Here is a 20564-nt window from a genome sequence, read left to right on the forward strand (position 1 = left end):
GGAACGATGGCGCACGCCCGGCAGGAGGCATCGAGTGAACCGCTTCAAGATCGGCCTCCCGATCCGACGTTTCGCCCTGGTCGCCTTGGTCGCCGGCTTGATCAGCGGCTGCGGAGCCGGTCAGATCTCGCAGATGGCCACCCAGGAGCCCGCCGTCAACGGCAACAAGGTCACGATCAACAACGTGGCGCTGCGCGACATCCGCATCCAGGCCGTCCAGACCGGTGACTTCCTACAGCCGGGCCGGACGGTGAACCTCGTGGCGGTGGCCGTCAACCAGTCGCCGGACGTCGCGGACAGGCTGCTGGGCATCACCAGTGACATCGGCACGGTGACGGTCGCCGGCGACACCCGGCTGCCCGCCGGCGGGATGCTGTTCATCGGCACGCCCGAGGGCCCGAAAGTGGCGCCGGGCCCGCTCGACCCCAACACCGCGGTCAAGGCGACCGTCACCTTGGCCAAGCCCATCACGAACGGCCTCACCTACGCCTTCACGTTCAATTTCGAAAAGGCCGGGCAGGCCAGCGTGCTGGTCCCGATTTCGGCCGGACTGGGACCCCAGCAGATCTGAACTCTTGTCGGACCGGCCCGATACGGTCATGGCGTGGCAAATGCGCGCGTGCAATACCGCTGCTCGGAATGCCGGCACGTCACCGCGAAGTGGGTGGGCCGCTGCCTGGAGTGCGGCACTTGGGGCGCCGTCGACGAGGTGCCGGTGCTCAACGCGGGCGGCGCCCGTCGCCCGGGCCCGGCTTCGCGAGCGGTTCCGATCAGCTCCATAGACGCGCACCGCACGCACCACCGCCCGACCGGCGTCGGCGAACTCGACCGGGTCCTGGGCGGCGGGGTGGTGCCCGGCTCGGTCACGCTGCTGGCCGGCGATCCCGGCGTGGGCAAGTCGACGTTGTTGCTCAAGGTCGCCCATCGCTGGGCGCAGGCCGGGCGGCGGGCGCTGTACATCTCCGGTGAGGAGTCCGCCGGCCAGATCCGGCTGCGCGCGGACCGGCTCGGCTGCGGCGGTGACGAGGTCTACCTGGCCGCCGAATCCGACCTGCACGCGGTGCTGGACCACATCGCGACGGTCCGGCCCGCGCTGGTCATCGTGGACTCGGTGCAGACCATGTCCACCACCGAGGCCGACGGCGTCGCCGGCGGGGTCACGCAGGTGCGTGCGGTGACCGCCGCGCTGACCGCGGCCGCGAAGTCCAACGACGTCGCCCTGATACTCGTCGGACACGTCACCAAGGACGGCGCCATCGCCGGACCCCGCTCCCTGGAACACCTCGTCGACGTGGTGCTGCATTTCGAGGGCGACCGCAACGGCGCGTTGCGGCTGATCCGCGGGATCAAGAATCGATTCGGCGCCGCCGACGAGGTCGGGTGTTTCATGTTGCACGACAACGGAATCGAGGACGTCACCGACCCGTCGCACCTCTTCCTGGACCAGCGGCCGGCGCCGGTCCCCGGTACCGCGATCACCGTCGCGCTGGACGGGAAGCGACCGCTGATCGGCGAGGTCCAGGCGCTGCTGGCGACACCGTCCGGCGGCTCGCCGCGCCGGGCCGTCAGCGGCATCGACCACGCCCGGGCCGCGATGATCACCGCCGTGCTGGAGAAGCACGCCAGGCTGAACATCGCCGTCAACGACATCTACCTGTCGACCGTCGGCGGCATGCGGTTGACCGATCCGTCCTCGGATCTCGCCGTCGCGCTGGCGCTCGCCTCCGCATACGCGAACCTGCCGCTGCCCACCACGGCCGTGATGATCGGCGAGGTGGGCCTGGCGGGCGACCTGCGACGGGTCAGCGGCATGGAACGGCGGCTGGCCGAAGCCGCGCGGCAGGGATTCAGCCTCGCGCTCATCCCGGCGGGTTGCGACTCCCGATCAGACGGGGTGCCGCCGGGCATGCGCGCGCTGAGCGCACCCACCATCGTCGCGGCACTGGAGCACATGATCGACATCGCCGATCATCGCGCCGGTGCGCCGCCCGCTCCGCAACGGCTGGACGCACGGCGAACGGGACCGCAGAATGACACGCTGTGACCCGTCCGACGTTGCGTGAGACCGTCGCCCGCCTGGCGCCGGGCACGGGGCTGCGGGACGGCCTCGAGCGCATCCTGCGGGGCCGTACCGGCGCGTTGATCGTGATCGGCAACGACGAGAACGTCGAGGCCATCTGCGACGGCGGGTTTGCCCTCGACGTCCGGTACGCGCCGACGCGGCTGCGCGAGCTGGCCAAGATGGACGGCGCCGTCGTGCTGTCCACCGACGGCAGCCGCATCGTGCGGGCCAACGTGCAGCTGGTTCCGGATCCGTCGATTCCCACCGACGAATCGGGGACCCGCCACCGCTCCGCGGAGCGGGCCGCGATCCAGACCGGTTACCCGGTGATCTCGGTCAGCCACTCGATGAACATCGTCACCGTCTACGTCGGAGGCGAGCGTCACGTGGTGGCCGATTCCGCGACCATCCTGTCGCGGGCCAACCAGGCCATCGCCACCCTGGAACGCTATAAGACCAGGCTGGATGAGGTCAGCAGGCAACTGTCGCGGGCCGAGATCGAGGACTTCGTCACGCTGCGCGACGTGATGACGGTGGTACAGCGACTCGAGTTGGTACGGCGGATCGGCCTGGTGATCGATTCCGACTGCGTCGAACTCGGCACGGACGGGCGCCAGCTGCGGCTGCAGCTCGAGGAGTTGCTGGGCGGCAACGACATCGCCCGGGAATTGATCGTGCGTGACTACCACGCCAGCCCCGAGCAACTGTCCGAAGCGCAGGTGACCGCCACCCTCGAAGAGCTGGACGCGCTGTCGGACGCCGAGCTGCTCGATTTCACCTCGCTGGCGAAGGTTTTCGGATACCCGACGACGGCGGAGGCACAGGATTCGGCACTGAGCCCGCGCGGCTACCGCGCGATGGCCGGCATCCCCCGGCTGCAGTTCGGTCACGTGGACCTGCTGGTCCGGACGTTCGGGACGCTGCAGGGCCTGCTGGCGGCCAGCGCCAACGACCTGCAATCGGTCGACGGCATCGGCGCGATGTGGGCCCGCCACGTGCGTGAGGGGCTGTCGCAGCTGGCGGAGTCGACCATCGCCGACCCGCTGAGCTAACGAAGCCCCGGGTTCAGCCCGCGGGAACGGGGGCCGGCGGCGCCTCCGGTGGCGGCGCAAGCGCCGGCTGACCCGGCTGACCGGGTATCGGGCCCGGCGGCGGTGGCGGCTGATTGAGGATGAACGGAACCGGCTGCGAGCGCAGATTGCCCAGCTGCACGACGAGGTTGTAGGTGCCGGGCCCGATCGCCGGCCTCGGCAGCGGGCAGTGCGGCGCCGAGCCCATTCCCGTCCAGGTCACCGCCGTCGTCACCTGCTCGCCCGGCGTGAAGGTCTTGATCAGGGTCTCGTTGGACGGCGCGCAGTCCAGGTTGGACCACAGCCGCCTGTTGTCCAGCGAGTAGACGTAGGCGGCGAGCACCGCTGCCCCGACGTCGCGCTTGCAGGACACCAGCCCGATGTTGGTGACGACCATGGTGAATTTCGGCTGGTCACCGATGAAGTATTGGGGCGCGTTGGTCAGGCCCTTGACGGCCAGCGTCGAATCGGGGCAGTCGTCGCCCTCCTTCAGCACCGGCGGCGGCTGCACCGCGGCGGTGGGGGTCGCCGACTCCGGGTTTTGCCCCTGCGGAGGCGGCACCGGGGTGACGCCTTCCTGTCCCGCCGGGGGCGGCGCCTGCGGCGTGGGCGAGGCCGGCTTGCCCTGAGCGGAGTTGTGTTTGTCGGCGTTGGCGGGCTTGGCACCCGCGCTGTTGCCCATGAAGGCAATGGCGATGGCGGCCACGATCCCGATCACGACGACCGCGATGCCCAGGGCCAGGCCCCTGCGCCGCCAATAGATCTCGGTCGGCAGCGGGCCACGCGGTTCCAGATCCAGCACATTCACACCGTAGGCCCAGGTCACGTCGATTTGTTCGACCCGACTCGGCGTGTCGCCCTGTTTGCCGGCCAACCGCCGTGTTAAGGGCGGCGCTGGGCCAGGGTCACTGGCCGATATCTCCCACCTGGTCGACCAACGCCGCCCGCCCGTTGGCGAGGTGATAGGTGACGCCCGCGATCGCCAGGGTGCCCTTGGTCACCCGCTCCGCGATGGCCACCGAACGCGCCATGAGCTGCGCCACGGTCTCGCGCACGTGCCGCTCCTCGAACTCGTCGACGCGGCTCAGGCCGTCGCGGCGGCCCATCAGGATCGACGGCGCCACGCGCTCCACCACATCCCGCACAAAGCCGGTCGGCACGGCGCCGTCCTCGATCGCGTCCAATGCCGCCTTGACCGCGCCACAACTGTCGTGACCGAGGACGACGATGAGTGGCACGTCGAGCACGGTCACCGCGTACTCGACGGAGCCGAGCACCGCCGAGTCGATGACATGCCCGGCGGTGCGAACCACAAACATGTCGCCCAAGCCCTGATCGAAGACGAGTTCGGCGGCCACCCGGCTGTCCGCGCAACCGAATATCACCGCCGTTGGCTTCTGGACAGCGGCCAGTCTGGCCCGATGCTCGACGCTCTGGCTGGGATGTAGTGGCTTGCCGGCGACGAATCGCTCGTTACCCTCTTTGAGTGCTTTCCAAGCGGTTACCGGGCTGGTATTGGGCATGGCACATATTGTGCTGCGCCGGAGCCCCCGATGCCTAGGCAAGTGCACATTCCGGGTGATGAGCTTGTGGCTTGGTACGACCGGTCGTGCCGCGATCTGCCGTGGCGGGCACCCGGACTCGGCGCATGGCCGATCCTGGTCAGCGAGTTCATGCTGCAACAGACACCGGTGTCCCGGGTGCTGCCGATCTGGCCGGACTGGGTGCGACGCTGGCCCACCGCTTCGGCCACGGCCGCGGCCAGCGCGGCCGACGTGCTGCGCGCCTGGGGCAAGCTGGGCTATCCGCGGCGGGCCAAGCGTTTGCACGAGTGCGCCACCGTGATCGCGCGCGAGCACAACGACGTGGTTCCCGATGACGTCGACACGCTACTGACGCTGCCGGGCGTCGGCAGCTACACCGCGCGGGCCGTGGCCTGCTTTGCCTATCACCGGCCGGTGCCGGTGGTGGACACCAATGTGCGCCGCGTGGTGGCCCGCGCGGTGCACGGGCTGGCCGACGCCGGGGCGCCGTCCGCGGCGCGTGATCACGCCGACGTCTCGGCATTGCTGCCGGCGGACGGCACTGCGCCGAAGTTTTCGGTGGCTTTGATGGAACTGGGTGCCACGGTGTGCACCGCGCGCGCACCGCGCTGCGGGTTGTGCCCGCTGGCCGGATGCGCATGGCGACTTACCGGCTATCCGCCGGCGCAGGGGCCGGCGCGTCGTGTCCAGACCTACGCCGGAACGGACCGGCAGGTCCGCGGACGCTTGCTGGATGTCTTGCGCGCCAACGACTCTCCGGTTACCCGGGCGGAGCTGGATGTGGCGTGGCTGACGGATACCCGGCAGCGCGACCGAGCGCTGGACTCGTTGCTGGACGACGGCCTGGTGACGAAGACGGCCGACGGCCGATTCGCATTGCTGGGCGAGGGGTAGCCCCGGCCCGATCAAAGGCCCCTCAAAGGTCATTGCCGGCGTAGGACTGGTTGAAGCTTTTGTTAGCCAACGGGAAATCGGGGACGATCGTGTCGGCCATCGCGACCGGCAGCGCGGGCCAGTTGAACCAGGACGGGTCGACGATCTTGGCGCGGGTGATGCGACCGGTCGCGTCGATTTCGACGCGGTGGACGATGGTGCCGCGCCAGCCTTCGACGATGCCGATACCGCTGCGGGCCGCGTGCGGCGCCGGCGGGGTTTCGATGTATTCGATTGGGCCGGCGGCTGTTTCGATCAGGTGGCACGCCAGCTCGATGGACGCGGCGAACTCGTCGCGCCGCACCGTGTAGCGCGCCAGCACGTCGCCCGCGGTGGCGCCGACCTCGGTGACGGGTAGCGCGACGGTGGGGTGTTCGAGCCGGGCGTCGGTAGGCACCCCGCTGGCGCGCGCGACATAGCCGAGGCACCCAAGGGCGTGAGCGTCTTCCCGGTCCAGGACCGCCGTCCCGGCGAACCTGTCGTACACCACGGTGTTGCGTAGGGTCAGTTCGGCAATCTCCGCGACGTCGGCGGCGATGGAGCGCAGCGCGGTGGCGTCCGGCAGCGTTTGCAGCGTGACCGCGCCGGGGCGGATGGCGCCACGCAGCAGCCGATGTCCGGCGACGGCCGCGTTGATTCGCAGCAGTTGTTCGCGGACGCGCTGGGCGTGCGCGCTGGCGAGCCCGAATCCGACGTCGTTGGCCAGCGCGCCCAAGTCGGCGACGTGGTTGTAGAGACGTTCCAGCTCGACAAGCAGCGCCCGCAGCCGGTGTGCCTCGTCGGGGACTTCGACGCCGAGCGCGTCTTCGACGGCAAGGCTGTGGGCGAGCGCGTGAGCGACGGAGGTGTCGCCGCTGACGCATTCGGCCAGTTCGACCGCGCCGTCGGCCGGCCGGCCCTGAAACACCTTTTCCAGCCCCCGGTGTACGAACCACAGCCGGGCCTTGAGTCGCAGGATCGTCTCGCCGGCGACGGAGAAGCGGAAATGGCCGGGTTCGATCACCCCGGCGTGCACGGGCCCCACCGGGATCTCATATACCCCAGGCCCTTCGACGGTGACGAACGGGAAGCCGCCGACGCCTTCGAATTCGGGTGCGGGCGTGGCCGTGCCACGCATGGGATACCACTCTTCGGGCCAGTGAGCATGCCGCACCAGTCGTCTCACCTTGGGATGTCCGACGGGCCGAATCCCGTACAGGTCCGCCATCTCGCGCTCGAATCGGCTGGCCGCAAACGACAGGTATGCCAGCGAACGTATGACCGGATCACTTTCTGGCACAATATATTCGAGTTCGATACGACGATCTGGTCCGCCGGCGAGGAACAGGTAGACGATGCGGAAGGCACCGCCGTCGTCGTGTGCGGCCACCAAGCCCAGACGAAACCCGTTGCCCAGGAGGTCTTCTGCCATATCGGCCAACCGGTTTTGGGACACCCTGTGCCGCACGCAGTTACGGCTCATGGGATGCCCCGACGTTGCCGGCCGCGGCGGTGAACAATTCGGTAAGCGGGCCGGCGGTGATACCCAGGGCGAACGATGCCGCGACACCAAGGAGCAGGGCCGTCGCCATCGTTTTCGGCACAATGATTTCCGGCGTGCCGGCCACGCCCCCCAGCAGGATGCGGCCCGAGTTGCGCGCCAGCGCGGCGAAGGCGATCGCGATCAGCAGCATGCCCGCGCCGAGGGCCCACGTGAGGCGGGCATCGGCGAGCGAGCGGGCGATGGCCAACTCGCTGGCGAACATCGCGAAGGGCGGCAGCCCGAGCAGGACGACCACACCGACGGCAAGGGACACGCCGATCAGGCGGGAGCGCCGCAGCACGGCGGTGACGTCAGCGATCGCGGTGGAGTTGTGCGCCGCCTGCAGCTGACCGCTCGCCAGGAACAGAACCGTCTTGCCGATCCCGTGAGCGAGCACGTGCAGCAGCAGTGCGGCGATCGCCAGCGTTGTTCCCGCGGCCGCGGCGATCGCGATGAGGCCCATGTTCTCCATCGAGGAATAGGCGAGCATCCGTTTGATATCGGGCGTCACGGTCAGCATCAAGGCCGCGATCAGCAGCGTCGCCAACCCCATCGCCAGCAGCCCGGACCGGATGAAGGTGGGCCCGGTAGCGGCGTCGACGATCGGTTTGATGCGGACCAGCACCGAGAACGCCACCGACAGCAACACCCCGCTCATCAGCGCCGAAACGGGTGCCGGGGCCTGGCTGTGGGCGTCGGCCAGCCAGGTGTGGAAGGGAAACAGCCCGGCCTTGGCGCCATAGCCGATCAGCAGCAACCCGCCCGCCAGTCGGGTGGTGCCGGGGTCCAGGCCGGCCGCGTGCGCCGTGAGCACGTCGAGGTTCAGGGCGGCGGCGGCCGGCGCGCCGGCATGCTCGGCGGCGTAATACAGCAACACGGTGCCCAGGAAAGCGATCGCGATGCCGACCGAGCAGATCACCACGTATTTCCAGGTCGCCTCGAGCGCCGTGCGGGTGCGGCGGTGTCCGACCAGAAAGGCGGTGATCACCGTGGTGGCCTCGATCGCGACCCAGATCACGCCGATGTTGTTGGCGCACACCGCAACAACCATCGCCGCCAGGAACGCCGCCGTCAGCGCGCCGTACGTCCGGGCGCCGCGGGTGTCGGTGTGGTCGCGCGCGAGTTCGGTGTCGAGGTAGCCGATGCTGGCCCAGGTCGCCAGTGTCGCAACGATTCCGATGACGATCAGCATGGTGACGCTCAGGGCGTCGACCCGCAGCAGCCCGCCCAGCGCGAACCGGGTCCCCGATCCGACGCCGAATCCCAGCGCCGCACCACACGCGAGCACCGTCACCGCCGATGCGACGATCAACGTCGCGGTTGCCCGGCGCCACCCTCCGATCAAGGTTGCGATCGACGCGGCGATCGGCGTGAGGATCGCGGCCAACAGTAAGCCCGTCATCAGTCGTGCAGCTCCTGCAACGCGTCGAGCTCGGCGCCGCCGAAGGCGCGGGACAGGCGGCCGGTCAGGACACCGATCACCAGGACCGCGAACAGCACGTCCAGGGAGGCACCGAGTTCGACGATGAGCGGCACCCCCGCGGTGAGCAAAAACGCGGTCGCGGCAATTCCGTTGTCCAGCATGAGGAATCCCGCGGCCTGCGACACCGCGTGCCGCCGCGTGACCATCACGAGCAGCGCGATCAGCACCACCGCGGTGGCGGCGGGGACCGCGGTGGTGGTGGCCGCCGGCTGCAAATTCACCAGGGGTCGAGCGGCGGCGAACGCGGCCAGTGTCAACGCGGCAGTGATCAACAGCGATGTGGCGGTGTTGACCAGCGGGGTGGCCTCGCGGTGGGCCTGATGGGTGGGTGACGCGGCGCCGGCCGCGCGGGAAAGCAACCGGGGCAGCACCACCGCCCGCAACACCAGGACGGCCACCCCGACACCGATGAGCGCCCCATCGACGGCGTACGCACCGCGCAGGATGGGAATGGCCGCCAAGGCGACGCCCTGCCACGCCAGCAGGCGGACGATGGCGCCCAGGTCGCGGCGCCACACGACCAGCACCGCGGCCAAAATCAGCCCGCCGGCGGCGAAGTCGACCAGTACCGCGAAAGCGTTGTACGTCACGCCGGCACCGTGAAGAAGTCGGCGGCGATCACCGCGAGCAGCGCCAGCAGAAACGACCCGGCCAGCAACTCGGGAACCCGGAACAGCCGCAGCTTGGCCGCGAATACTTCGAAAGTTGCGAGCAGTCCCGTGAGCAGGGCGACCTTGGCCACCACGGCCGCCACGCCGATGACGATGTCGACCGCACCGGGCCGGCCGCCGGCAATGCCCCACGGCGCGAACAGGTTTGCCAGCAGCGCCAGCAGCACCGTCAGTCGCATGCCGGCCGCCCACTCGACCAGCGCAAGGCGGGGACCGGCGTATTCGAGCACCATCGCCTCGTGCACCATCGTCAGCTCGAGATGGGTGGCCGGGTTGTCCACCGGCAGCCGCCCGGTCTCGGCGACGATCACGATCACCAGCGCGACGAACGCCAGCACCGCGGCCAGCGACACCACCTGGCCGGGATGGGTGATGGTATGCGCCACCAAGGCACCGAGATTGGCCGATCGCGCGGGGATGGACAGCGCGAAGACGGCCAGCAAGATGGTGGGCTCGACCAACGCGGCGATGGTGATCTCGCGACTGGCCCCCATGCCACCGAACGAGGTGCCGGTGTCGATGCCGGCCAGGGTCAACGCGACGGTGCCCAAGAACAGCAGCCCGACCACAGCGAACAGGTCCGCGCTGGCATCCAGTGGGGATCCGGTGGCGACCAGCGGTGCGATCGCGGCGATCAACAGTGTCGATCCGGCGACGACGGCCGGCGCGGCCGCGAACACCACCGTCGTCCCGCGCGGGTTGATCTGTTGTTTGCCAAGCTGTTTCACTATGTCGCGCCACGGCTGCAGGACGCCGCCACCGGCACGGCCCTCCCAGCGGGCGCGCACCTGCCGGGCAAGGCCGACCACCAGCGGCGCCCCGGCGATCACGGCGCCGAGCTGCACCGCGCCCGCGACGTAGGACAGGGCGTTCATCGGGCGACCACCAGCACGGTCAGGACGCCGAGCGCACCGTAAGCCAGGTACAGGTGCACGCTGCCGGTGTGGGCGCGCCGCACCGTTCCCGCCGCCACCGTGATCAGCTGCAGCACCGGCGTATAGAAGCGTTCCTCGATCGCGTCGACGATTCTGGTGCGGTAGACGATCTTTTCAGCGAGATACCGTGACTCCGCGGTGTGCGTGACCTCGACGTCGGTGTCGGGTCGCAGCACGTCGTCGAAGACCCGTTGCAGCGGCTCGGCGAAGGACGTCGCCGTGTACTGCATGCGTGCGGTGAGATCGTTTGCGCCGCAGGCCCATAGCGGCAAGGCGGCGGGTTCCGGACGCCGGCCCCGGCGCCATCGCGCCAGGACGGCCACGGTCAGCGCGGCAACCCCGACGCCGGCCGCGATCACCCCGGGCGCGATCGAACCCAGCAGGCCGGGCAGCCGCACGACTGCCCTGAAGTCGATGAACTGCGTCGCCCGTGCGGCCGGCAGCGCGGCGACCGCACGGCGCAGTGCGGGTGCGATAACCGAGGGCGCCACCGCCAGCGTCACACAGGCGGCCGCCGCAACGGCCATACCGGCCAGCATGCTGCCCGCCGCCTCATGGGCCGTGGCGGCCTCTTCGCTTCGGGGCCGCGCCAGGAATCCGATCCCGAACGCTTTGACCATCGCCGCGACTCCCAGGCCCGTGGTGAGCGCGACGGCGCCCACGGCCAGCGGCGTGGTCAAGGCCAGGACGGTGGCGTGCCCGGGGGTTGTGTGGATCAGCGACTGGACCAGCAACCACTCGCTGACGAACCCGGCGCCCAGCGGCAGCCCGCACGCCCCCAGCGCGGCGACCCCGAACAGCGTGGTCGTCGCCGGCATGCGACGGGCCAAACCGCCCAGCCGGTCGAGGTCACGCAGTCCGGTTGCGGCCAGAACCGACCCGGCCGCCAGGAATCCGAGGCTTTTGAACGCCGCGTGCGCCACCAGGTGCAGCATGGCCGCGGCCGCGGCGATCATTGCGGGCACCGTCGCGCCCGTGGCCGCGAACAGGGTGGCGGCTCCCAACGCCAGGACGATCAATCCGAGGTTCTCGGTCGTCGAATAGGCAAGGAGGCGTTTGAGATCCGTGGCCACCGAAGCCTGCACCACGCCGTAGAGCGCCGACACCCCGCCGACGACCATCAACGTGAGTCCCCACCAGCGCGGCCCCGGGCCGAGCAGCTGCAGATCGACACGGCAGATGCCGTAGACGCCGAGGTTGACCATCGCCGCGCTCATCAGCGCCGACACCGGGCTCGGCGCCTCCGGGTGTGCGCGTGGCAACCACGCGTGCAGCGGCACCAGCCCGGCCTTGGAACCGAATCCCACAAGCGTCAACAGGAAGACCGCGGTGTACACACCCTGCGGTATCCGGTGCAGGTCGGCAAACCGGTCCGCGCCGCCGGACGCCGCCAGCACCATCAGCCCGAGCAGGATCGACACAAAACCCAGCTGAGTCATGACGGCGTACACCAGCGCGGCCGAGCGGACCTGCGCGCGGGTGTGCTCGGCCAGCACCAGCACCAGTGACGCGACCGCCATCAACTCCCACGCCAGCAGGAACGTGGTGACCGATCCCGCGGCGGGTACCAGCAGCATCGCCGCGACAAACACCGGCACCGCCGCCAGCGCGACCCGGCCCAGATGGCCATGCCGGGCATACCCGATCACATAGACGCCGGCCGCGACCGCGACCGCTCCCGTGATCGTCATGAAGAACCCGCCCAGCGGATCGAGGCCCAGCTGGACACCCGTCAGGGGAAGCAGCCAACCGATGTGGACCGCGCGCACCGAACCGAAGATCCCCAGCATGCCGGCCCACACCCCGCCGGCGCCGAGCAGCGACGTCAGCACACCCGCGAAGATGGGCCCGAAGTCATTGCGTCGCACCAGCTTCGGCACGGGCACCGCGCTGGTCAGCAGCTCCGCGGTCACTTGCCGGTCACCGACCTGAGGGCGGCGATGATCTGGCTCGGCGTGGGCGGGCAACCCGGGATTTCGACGTCGACGGGCACCACCTCGGCCACGGCCCCGACCACGCCATACGCGTCGGTGAAGACGCCCCGGTTCAGCGCACAGTCGCCACAGGCGATCACCCGGCGCGGCCGCGGGGTGGCGTCGAGGGTGGCGCGCAGCGGTCCGGCCATATTGCGTGTCACGACGCCGGTCACCAGCAGCGCGTCCGCATGGCGTGGCGAGGCCACCAGCCGTGCCCCGAACCGTTCGGCGTCGTAGACCGGCCCGAACGCGCCCGTGATCTCCACCTCGCACCCATTGCACGAGCCCGCGTCGACGTGCCGGATCTGAAGCGAACCACGCACTCCCCCAGGCGGTTTGGCCGTCTGCGGCGGTGCGGGTGGCGCGGGTTCGGCGATCCGACCGACCCTGAAGGCTTTGCTGACCCAGCCCATGGACGCTACTCCGGGCCGCCGGCGCGCAGGTCTTCCAACACCGCCACGCGATCGCTGAGCACCCCGGTGAGGACCTTGCGGGCCACCGTCAGCAGTTCGGCGATGTCCGGCGAGGCGATCGAGTAGATCACGGTGTTGCCGTCCCTGAGCGCGTCAACCACGCCGGCTCGGCGCAGAACGCCGAGCTGCTGCGACAGGTTCGATGATTCGAGGCCGACCTCGGGCAACAGTTCGGCGACCGACTTGTCGCCCGCGACGAGCAGCTCCAGGATCCTGATCCGCGCCGGGTGCCCCAACGTCTTGAAGAACTCAGCCTTGAGCTTGTACAGCGGCTCCGACACCACGGATCTCCTGAAGAACTTAAGCTTTCTATATTCGAACAGTTGAAGAATTTATCAGGCGGTGCCGCGGGCTGCACCGTGAGCGGTCACACACCGGCCTGACGGCGATGCTCAGGCACGCGGGTCGGGCGCCGCCAGGAAAGACTCCACCGCCTCGCGATATGCCTGCGGCGCTTCGTCGTGAATCAGATGACCGGCCTCGGTTACACGCAAATACGTTGCGGGAGAACCGGTTTTGCTCATAGCGTGCATCTGGCCCGGCGGCGTCACCGAGTTGCCCGCCTCGATGAGCAGCGCCGGGGCCCGCACGGCCATCCAGTGCGCCCAGTAGTCCCGGGTACCCCATTCGGCGGCGATCTCGATCCAGCGCGAGGTATGGCCATGCAACCGCCAACCGGTCGCGATGCGGTCGAACGCGTCCAGGAAATACCGCCCGGCGACGGGCCCAAACTCGTCGAATACCTTTTCGGCAGAATCGAATTCGACCGGAAGGGCATGCGCCCAAGGTTCCCATGGACCGGTGGTGCGGCCCCGGAAGTCCGGGGCCATGTCCTCGACCACCAGCGCCGAAACCAGATCCGGACGCTCCGCGGCCAAGCACCACGAGTGCAGCGCACCCATCGAATGCCCGACCAGCCGGGCCGGTGCCCCCAACGTGCTCACCGCGTCAGCCAGGTCGGCCACGAACCGTTCGGTGCCGATCGGGTGTGGGTCGTCGACGTCGCGACCCCGGTGCCATGGGGCGTCGTAGGTGTACACGGTGCCCAACCGGGTCAGCCACGGTAGCTGGCGCGACCACGTGGTGCCCCGGCCCATCAGGCCGTGCACCAGCACCAACGGCTGGCCTCGTCCGCCGTGGCAGGTCAACAGATCGCTGGGCATAGCACCATCTTGCGTGGCCCGCCCGGGGGTTGGGTAGGCTCCAGCCGGATTGCCCGGCTCCTCCCCAGGCCGAATCGGCCCGCATCGTCGCCGGGCAGGCGACGGGGTAACCTAGCGGAATGCCGCCAGTGGTGAAGATCAACGCAATCGAGGTGCCCGCCGACGCTGGCCCCGAACTGGAGAAGCGGTTCGCCCATCGCGCGCACGCGGTGGAAAACCAACCCGGTTTCCTCGGCTTTCAGCTGCTGCGTCCGGTCAAGGGCGAGAACCGCTATTTCGTGGTGACACAGTGGGAGTCCGATGAAGCATTCCAGGCGTGGGCGAACGGGCCCGCCATCGAAGCCCACGCCGGACACCGCGCCAACCCGGTGGCGACTGGCGCAACGCTGCTGGAATTCGAGGTCGTGCTGGACGTTGCCGGGAACGACCAGGCTGGCTAGCGAGCGGTCGGCGCGGCGCCGCGCGGCGGCGTTGAGCGCCGCCACGGCACTGGTCGTGACCCTGGCGCCGGGTTGCGCACCGTCGCCTTCCCCCCACGCGAACGCCGCGAACACCGGGCGGGGGATCGATACCAGAACTCCTCCCGGTCTGCGGGCCCGGCAGGCCATGGACATGCTCAACTCGGACTGGCCCATCGGGCCGGTCGGTGTCGGCACCCTCGCCGCGCCCGACAAGGTCGGCCCGGTCGAGACCACCATGGAAGGGCTGTGGTGGGATCGCCCCTTCACCCTCGCCGGCGTCGACATCGGCGCCAGCGTCGCCACGCTGCACGTGGTCTCCTCTTATGGTGCGCGACAAGACATCCGGATACACACCGACGACGACGGCTGGGTCGATCGGTTCGACGTCGACACGCGGGCGCCAAAGATCGGCTCGTGGCACGACGTCGACGCCGTGCTGGGCAAGACCGGCGCCCGTTATTCCTACCAGGTCGCCAAGGTCAACGACGGTCGCTGCGATCCGGTGGCGGGCACGAACACCGGCGAATCTCTGCCGCTGGCTTCGATTTTCAAGTTGTACGTGCTGCACGCGCTGGCGGGCGCGATCAAAAATGGAACGGTGTCCTGGGACGACCAGCTGACCGTCACCGACAAGAGCAGGGCGGTCGGTTCTTCGGGCTTGGAACTGCCTCCCGGGGCGCACGTTTCGGTGCGCACGGCCGCCGAGAAGATGATCGCCACCAGCGACAACATGGCCACCGACTTGCTGATCGGGAGAATGGGCACGTCCGCTGTCGAGGAAGCGCTCGTCACCGCCGGCCATCACGATCCGGCCAGCATGACCCCCTTCCCCACGATGTACGAGCTGTTCTCCGTCGGCTGGGGTCAACCGGATCTGCGCAGCCAATGGAAGCAAGGATCGCCGCAAGTCCGTGCCCGGTTGCTGGCACAGGCGAATTCGACTCCTTACCAACCCGATCCGACTCGCGCCCACACCCCGGCCTCGACCTACGGCGCGGAGTGGTACGGCAACGCCGAGGACATCTGCCGGGTCCACGCGGCCCTGCAAGCCGACGCGGTCGGCGCGGCCGCGCCGGTGCGGCAGATCCTTTCCGCGGTGGCGGGCATCCAATTGGACCGGAACGTTTGGCCGTATGTCGGCGCGAAAGCCGGTGGCCTGCCGGGCGATTTGACGTTTAGCTGGTATGCCGTCGACAAAACTCGGCAGCCGTGGGTGGTCAGCTTCCAGCTGAACTGGCCTCGCGATCACGGGCCGACCGTGACCGGCTGGATGTTGCAGGTCGCCAAACAGGTCTTCGCGCTGATCGCGCCTCGGTAGCCGTCACAGCCGCAGCGTCCAGCGGCCGTTCCGGAAGTGCAGTACGGTGCGACTAAGCGGCGCGATGTCTATGCGCCAGAACGACTTCGGGGCGGCGTCGAGTGCCAGCAGGAGCGCCGCCCGGATCACCGCGGGATGTGTCACCGCGACCGCGGGCGCGATGGTGTCCGTCAACGAGGCCAGCCAGCCGGCCACCCGCTCGATCAGGTCGGCGATCGACTCGCCGCCGTGCGGCGCCCGGTCGGGCTCGGTCAACCACCTCTCGAGGTCTTCGGAACTCGGAGCGCCGAGCGTCTGCCCACGCCACCGCCCACAATCGAGATCGGCCAGCCGCGGTTCGGTCGTGGCGTGCAGCCCCAGCAGCTCCGCGGTTTGACGGGCGCGCCGCTCGGGTCCGGCAAGCTGACGGGCGTCGCTTTGGATACCAAGGCCCGCAACGGCTTCGGCCTGTCGACGGCCCATATCGTTGAGCGGTTCGTCGGTGGGAAAACGCCCGGCCGCCATGGCGTCGGTCATCGCGTGCGACACCAGGGTCAGCCGGACGACCTCGGTCACGCCGCGATGCTCGGCGCCGATCCGCTCTCGGCTCGCTGCCCCAGCAGCCGGCCGGCAAGCGTCGCGAAGACCAGGCCGATGGTCGCCCACAGCACCAGTTGGGTGGCCAGGGAGAGCAGCCTGAATTCGTAGAGCACGTCGGCGGGACAGCCGGGATAGATGATCGCGCCGGAAGCGTCGCGCAGGGGTTCGGGCGTCTCGTCGACGGTCGGCAGCAGCACCGCCACCACCGCGACCGCCACCAGATAGGCCCCCGCCGCGAGCAGCCTCCCATTCCACGCGCCGAGCCGGGCTTCGAGCCGCCGGGCCAGCCACACCGCGGCGATTGCCAACACCACTGACGCCAACACCATCACCAGATACCAGCCGGTGCGTGCCCGGATCGTGTCCGCCTGGCCCACGGCCGGCGGATTCGGCGGATACTTGACGAACGGCACGAGGTACACCGCGCCGAACGCGCCCGCGGCCAAGAGGGCCGAAAGTGGCCGGGGCGCAGGGTTCTTCGCGCGGGCCGAGACCACGCAGAACAGCACGGCGAACAGCGCGCCCATCGCGACGCCGAAAATCAGCACACCGAAACCCAACCCGGCGTTGGCCTGCACCCCGCGGGTGAACAACTCGGTGCCGTGCTCGTGCACGCCGTGGGCGTTCTCGGCGTCGATTCGGCCGTCTTCAAAGGCGATCGCGCGGCCGATCACCGGCTCGGCGCACAGGCGGGCGAAGACGAACGCCAGCGCCGCCCCGACCGCGCCCGCAAGCACACCGCGTGCGATCAGACGCTTCTCCACGCGTCAGTGGCAGGGGAAGCCGAGTAGGTGCCGCGCGTCGTGTACGAACTCGTGCACGTGGGAGTCACTGCCGAACAGCGACACCGCGCCCTGGTCGACACCGACGAAGTAGAGCGCCAGAAGAGCCAGGAAAACGGTGGCCGCCAACCAGAGCGTGGCGCTTGCCGCGGATAGGTCAACCGCCCGGACACGGGTGCGGGCTGCGTGGGGATTGGACACAGTTGACTCCTTCTCGGGATGTCGCGTCCCGCTTGGCGGATGGCTGCCATGGCCTGCGAGCTTCGGGTCTGACTTTGGACAGTGGCGCGACCGCTCTGGGATTTCACCAGATTCCGTGGCTCGTCGACAACAGTCGTCAGTGTATGCCCCGCCGCTACTGGGTATCGGGCGCGCTGTGCGCTCCGGCCTTGGCCAGGTCCGGCTCGGCCGGCGGCTTGCGGGTTCCGGTGAACGTGAACACCGCGTCCTCGCCGGTCCCTTCGCCGTCCCAGTTGTCCACGTCGACCGTGACGACCTGTCCCGGCCCGACCTCCTCGAAGAGGATCTTCTCGGAGAGCTGGTCCTCGATCTCGCGCTGGATGGTGCGCCGCAGCGGGCGAGCGCCCAGCACCGGGTCGAAGCCACGCTTGGCCAGCAACGCCTTGGCCTTGTCGGTCAGCTCCATCGCCATGTCCTTGCTCTTGAGCTGGCCGGCGACGCGGCCGATCATCAGGTCGACCATCCGGATGATCTCGTCGCGGGTCAGCTGGTGGAAGACGATGACTTCGTCGATGCGGTTGAGGAACTCCGGCCGGAAGTGCTTCTTCAGCTCGTCGTTGACCTTCTGCTTCATCCGCTCGTAGTCGTTCTCACCGCCGCCCTGGGTGAAGCCCAGGCCGACCGGCTTCGAGATGTCGGAGGTGCCCAGGTTGGAGGTGAAGATCAGCACGGTGTTCTTGAAGTCCACCGTGCGGCCCTGGCCGTCGGTGAGCCGGCCGTCCTCGAGCACCTGCAGCAGGCTGTTGTAGATCTCCTGGTGTGCCTTCTCGATCTCGTCGAACAGCACCACCGAGAACGGCTTGCGCCGCACCTTCTCGGTGAGCTGGCCGCCCTCCTCGTAGCCGACGTATCCCGGCGGGGCGCCGAACAGCCGCGACGCGGTGAACCGGTCGTGGAACTCGCCCATGTCGATCTGGATGAGCGCGTCGTCGTCGCCGAACAGGAAGTTGGCCAGCGCCTTGGACAGCTCGGTCTTCCCGACGCCGGACGGACCGGCGAAGATGAACGAGCCCGACGGGCGCTTGGGGTCCTTCAGCCCGGCGCGGGTGCGGCGGATGGCCTTGGACACGGCCTTGACGGCGTCCTCCTGACCGATGATCCGCTTGTGCAGCTCGTCCTCCATGCGCAGCAGCCGGGTGGTCTCGGCCTCGGTGAGCTTGAACACCGGGATGCCGGTCCAGTTGCCCAGCACCTCGGCGATCTGCTCGTCGTCCACCTCGGCAACCACGTCGAGATCGCCCGAGCGCCATTGCTTTTCGCGCTCCGCCCGCTGGGCCACCAGCTGCTTCTCGCGGTCGCGCAGGCTGGCGGCCTTCTCGAAGTCCTGGGCGTCGATGGCCGATTCCTTCTCGCGGCGGGCCTCGGCGATCTTCTCGTCGAACTCGCGCAGGTCTGGCGGTGCGGTCATCCGGCGGATCCGCATCCGGGCGCCCGCCTCGTCGATCAGGTCGATCGCCTTGTCCGGCAGGAACCGGTCGTTGATGTAGCGGTCGGCCAGGGTGGCGGCGGCCACCATCGCGGAATCGGTGATCGACACCCGGTGGTGCGCCTCGTAGCGGTCGCGCAAGCCCTTGAGGATCTCGATGGTGTGCTCCACCGTCGGCTCGCCGACCTGCACCGGCTGAAACCGGCGCTCCAGGGCGGCGTCCTTCTCGATGTACTTGCGGTATTCGTCGAGCGTGGTGGCGCCGATCGTCTGCAGCTCGCCGCGGGCCAGCTTGGGCTTCAGGATCGACGCGGCGTCGATCGCGCCCTCGGCCGCACCGGCGCCGACCAGGGTGTGCAGCTCGTCGATGAACAGGATGATGTCGCCGCGGGTGTTGATCTCCTTGAGCACCTTCTTCAGGCGCTCCTCGAAATCGCCGCGGTAACGGCTGCCGGCGACCAGCGATCCCAGGTCCAGGGTGTAGAGCTGCTTGTCCTTCAGCGTCTCGGGGACCTCGCCGTGCACGATGGCCTGCGCCAGGCCCTCGACGACGGCGGTCTTGCCGACGCCGGGCTCGCCGATCAGCACCGGGTTGTTCTTGGTGCGCCGGGAGAGCACCTGCATCACCCGCTCGATTTCCTTCTCGCGGCCGATGACCGGGTCCAGCTTGCCCTCCATCGCGGCGGCCGTCAGGTTGCGGCCGAACTGGTCGAGCACCAACGACGTGGAGGGGCTGCCCGACTCGCCGCCGCGACCACCGGTGCCGGCCTCGGCGGCCTCCTTGCCCTGGTAGCCGCTCAGCAGCTGGATCACCTGCTGGCGCACCCGGGTCAGCTCGGCGCCCAGCTTGACCAGAACCTGGGCGGCCACGCCCTCACCCTCACGGATGAGGCCCAGCAGGATGTGCTCGGTGCCGATGTAGTTGTGGCCGAGCTGCAGCGCCTCGCGCAGGCTCAGCTCGAGCACCTTCTTGGCGCGCGGGGTGAACGGGATGTGTCCCGACGGGGCCTGCTGGCCCTGGCCGATGATCTCCTCGACCTGGCTGCGAACGCCCTCCAGCGAGATCCCCAGCGACTCCAGCGACTTCGCCGCGACGCCTTCGCCCTCGTGAATCAAACCCAAAAGGATGTGCTCGGTGCCGATGTAGTTGTGGTTGAGCATCCGGGCCTCTTCTTGCGCCAGGACGACGACCCTGCGGGCACGGTCGGTAAATCTTTCGAACATCGGTGGTTACCTGCTCTCCCTCACCATCGGTACAGCCCTCGCCGGTCCAGTGCGGCCGGAATCGCATACCTGCCATCCACTGTAATGGTCGGCCTACCAGGGTTCCTAACCTTGCCGGTGCCTAGCACAGCCACAACACATAAACGAGGAAAACCACCAAAGCGTTTCCCGCGTAGACCGACGATCGTTTCGCCGCCAGCGAAAAAGACAAACTACCGGCGCCCGGGCGCACTCGGGCCCGGGCGCCGGTAAACGGTTTGTTAGGTCGCCGCGTGGAATGCGTCGATCACCTCGGCCGGGATGCGGCCGCGCGTCGACACGTTGTGCCCGTTTCGGCGGGCCCACTCCCGGATCGCGGCGCTCTGCTCGCGGTCGATCGCGCCACGCCCGCGTCCGGAGCCGGAACGCCCACGCCGGCGGCCTCCGACGCGACGGCCGGCTTCCACCCATTGCTTCAGATCGCCGCGAAGTTTCGCGGCATTCTTGGACGAAAGGTCAATCTCATAGGTCACCCCGTCAAGCCCGAATTCAACCGTTTCGTCGGCTGCGCCCGCACCGTCGAAATCATCGACCAGGGTGACGGTCACTTTTTTGGCCATTAGCTTATCCTCGCATTTCGTCCTGGGTAGTTGCTGAGCAGTTTGGATTGACCCCCGGTCACCAATCTGCCATAAGAACGCAGCATACTCAATCCAGACGCAA

At 68.9% G+C, this 20564-nt stretch carries 21 protein-coding genes; 6 read left to right on the forward strand and 15 right to left on the reverse strand.

All coding sequences use genetic code 11. The features are described from left to right. The first annotated feature begins 34 nt into the window (after nucleotides 1–34). Genes K3U93_RS22785 through disA form a run of 3 tightly spaced genes read left to right on the forward strand, consistent with a single transcriptional unit; the run spans nucleotide 35 to nucleotide 3114 of the window. On the forward strand, nucleotides 35–571 hold the full coding sequence (locus tag K3U93_RS22785) for a copper chaperone PCu(A)C domain-containing protein (RefSeq protein WP_071513081.1): 537 nt from the start codon (nucleotides 35–37) through the stop codon (nucleotides 569–571). Nucleotides 572–604: 33 nt separating this feature from the next. Then, nucleotides 605–2044, forward strand: a complete 1440-nt coding sequence (radA, locus tag K3U93_RS22790; RefSeq protein WP_071513080.1) for a DNA repair protein RadA — start codon at nucleotides 605–607, stop codon at nucleotides 2042–2044. After that, nucleotides 2041–3114 carry a DNA integrity scanning diadenylate cyclase DisA gene (gene disA / locus K3U93_RS22795; RefSeq protein ID WP_071513079.1) on the forward strand — a complete coding sequence of 358 codons (1074 nt, stop codon included), beginning with the start codon at nucleotides 2041–2043 and terminating at the stop codon, nucleotides 3112–3114. Before radA ends, disA begins: the two co-directional genes overlap by 4 nt. 13 nt (nucleotides 3115–3127) lie before the next feature. Here disA and K3U93_RS22800 read toward each other — a convergent pair whose 3' ends face one another. Both K3U93_RS22800 and K3U93_RS22805 read right to left on the reverse strand, forming a co-directional pair. After that, a complete protein-coding gene (locus K3U93_RS22800) occupies nucleotides 3128–3934 on the reverse strand; it encodes a hypothetical protein (protein ID WP_139796865.1) in 807 nt (268 codons plus the stop codon). 103 nt (nucleotides 3935–4037) lie between these two features. Next, complete coding sequence (locus tag K3U93_RS22805; protein WP_071513078.1) at nucleotides 4038–4655, reverse strand: carbonic anhydrase; 618 nt, start codon at nucleotides 4653–4655, stop codon at nucleotides 4038–4040. A 30-nt stretch (nucleotides 4656–4685) separates the two neighbouring features. On the opposite strand from K3U93_RS22805, the gene K3U93_RS22810 reads away from it, so the two are divergent. Next, the gene (locus K3U93_RS22810; protein WP_071513077.1) at nucleotides 4686–5570 is read left to right on the forward strand and encodes an HhH-GPD family protein; all 885 of its coding nucleotides are present in this window, start codon (nucleotides 4686–4688) and stop codon (nucleotides 5568–5570) included. 22 nt (nucleotides 5571–5592) lie between these two features. On the opposite strand, the gene K3U93_RS22815 is transcribed toward K3U93_RS22810, so the two are convergent. From K3U93_RS22815 to K3U93_RS22850, 8 genes are all read right to left on the reverse strand, one after another. Beyond that, entirely contained in the window at nucleotides 5593–7071 is a 1479-nt protein-coding gene (locus K3U93_RS22815; RefSeq protein WP_071513076.1) for a hydrogenase large subunit, read from the reverse strand. After that, nucleotides 7061–8533: a proton-conducting transporter transmembrane domain-containing protein gene (locus K3U93_RS22820; protein ID WP_071513075.1), complete on the reverse strand. Its 1473-nt coding sequence runs from the start codon at nucleotides 8531–8533 to the stop codon at nucleotides 7061–7063. Before K3U93_RS22820 ends, K3U93_RS22815 begins: the two co-directional genes overlap by 11 nt. After that, nucleotides 8533–9204 (reverse strand): hypothetical protein, encoded by a 672-nt coding sequence (locus K3U93_RS22825; RefSeq protein ID WP_071513074.1) that lies wholly within the window; start codon nucleotides 9202–9204, stop codon nucleotides 8533–8535. The genes K3U93_RS22820 and K3U93_RS22825 overlap by 1 nt, the downstream gene beginning before the upstream one ends. Continuing rightward, nucleotides 9201–10151, reverse strand: coding sequence for a respiratory chain complex I subunit 1 family protein (locus tag K3U93_RS22830; RefSeq protein WP_071513221.1), 951 nt, complete (start codon nucleotides 10149–10151; stop codon nucleotides 9201–9203). The genes K3U93_RS22825 and K3U93_RS22830 overlap by 4 nt, the downstream gene beginning before the upstream one ends. A gap of 5 nt (nucleotides 10152–10156) precedes the next feature. Further along, the gene (locus tag K3U93_RS22835) at nucleotides 10157–12088 is read right to left on the reverse strand and encodes a proton-conducting transporter transmembrane domain-containing protein (protein ID WP_420915431.1); all 1932 of its coding nucleotides are present in this window, start codon (nucleotides 12086–12088) and stop codon (nucleotides 10157–10159) included. A gap of 41 nt (nucleotides 12089–12129) precedes the next feature. Then, nucleotides 12130–12609: an NADH-quinone oxidoreductase subunit B family protein gene (locus K3U93_RS22840; RefSeq protein WP_083010186.1), complete on the reverse strand. Its 480-nt coding sequence runs from the start codon at nucleotides 12607–12609 to the stop codon at nucleotides 12130–12132. A gap of 5 nt (nucleotides 12610–12614) precedes the next feature. Then, nucleotides 12615–12953: a lsr2/espR transcriptional regulator gene (locus K3U93_RS22845; protein ID WP_139796864.1), complete on the reverse strand. Its 339-nt coding sequence runs from the start codon at nucleotides 12951–12953 to the stop codon at nucleotides 12615–12617. Nucleotides 12954–13061: 108 nt separating this feature from the next. Then, complete coding sequence (locus K3U93_RS22850) at nucleotides 13062–13832, reverse strand: alpha/beta fold hydrolase (protein WP_083010185.1); 771 nt, start codon at nucleotides 13830–13832, stop codon at nucleotides 13062–13064. Nucleotides 13833–13951: 119 nt separating this feature from the next. Here K3U93_RS22850 and mhuD point away from each other — a divergent pair, with 119 nt between their 5' ends. Together mhuD and K3U93_RS22860 are read left to right on the forward strand one after the other, a co-directional pair. After that, nucleotides 13952–14272, forward strand: a complete 321-nt coding sequence (gene mhuD / locus K3U93_RS22855) for a mycobilin-forming heme oxygenase MhuD (RefSeq protein WP_071513071.1) — start codon at nucleotides 13952–13954, stop codon at nucleotides 14270–14272. Next, nucleotides 14247–15611, forward strand: a complete 1365-nt coding sequence (locus K3U93_RS22860; RefSeq protein ID WP_139796863.1) for a serine hydrolase — start codon at nucleotides 14247–14249, stop codon at nucleotides 15609–15611. Before mhuD ends, K3U93_RS22860 begins: the two co-directional genes overlap by 26 nt. 3 nt (nucleotides 15612–15614) lie before the next feature. On the opposite strand, the gene K3U93_RS22865 is transcribed toward K3U93_RS22860, so the two are convergent. The 5 genes from K3U93_RS22865 to lsr2 all read right to left on the reverse strand — a co-directional run bounded on the left by K3U93_RS22865 (nucleotide 15615) and on the right by lsr2 (nucleotide 20461). Continuing rightward, nucleotides 15615–16166 carry a histidine phosphatase family protein gene (locus K3U93_RS22865; protein ID WP_083010183.1) on the reverse strand — a complete coding sequence of 184 codons (552 nt, stop codon included), beginning with the start codon at nucleotides 16164–16166 and terminating at the stop codon, nucleotides 15615–15617. Further along, nucleotides 16163–16954, reverse strand: coding sequence for a CbtA family protein (locus tag K3U93_RS22870; protein WP_083010182.1), 792 nt, complete (start codon nucleotides 16952–16954; stop codon nucleotides 16163–16165). Before K3U93_RS22870 ends, K3U93_RS22865 begins: the two co-directional genes overlap by 4 nt. A gap of 3 nt (nucleotides 16955–16957) precedes the next feature. Further along, complete coding sequence (locus tag K3U93_RS22875; protein ID WP_071513067.1) at nucleotides 16958–17173, reverse strand: CbtB domain-containing protein; 216 nt, start codon at nucleotides 17171–17173, stop codon at nucleotides 16958–16960. Between the two features lie 154 nt (nucleotides 17174–17327). Beyond that, nucleotides 17328–19862 carry an ATP-dependent protease ATP-binding subunit ClpC gene (gene clpC1 / locus K3U93_RS22880; protein WP_071513066.1) on the reverse strand — a complete coding sequence of 845 codons (2535 nt, stop codon included), beginning with the start codon at nucleotides 19860–19862 and terminating at the stop codon, nucleotides 17328–17330. Nucleotides 19863–20122: 260 nt separating this feature from the next. Next, on the reverse strand, nucleotides 20123–20461 hold the full coding sequence (gene lsr2, locus K3U93_RS22885; RefSeq protein WP_071513065.1) for a histone-like nucleoid-structuring protein Lsr2: 339 nt from the start codon (nucleotides 20459–20461) through the stop codon (nucleotides 20123–20125). Nucleotides 20462–20564 lie beyond the last annotated feature (103 nt).

This window comes from Mycobacterium malmoense (assembly GCF_019645855.1).
Classification (GTDB): domain Bacteria; phylum Actinomycetota; class Actinomycetes; order Mycobacteriales; family Mycobacteriaceae; genus Mycobacterium; species Mycobacterium malmoense.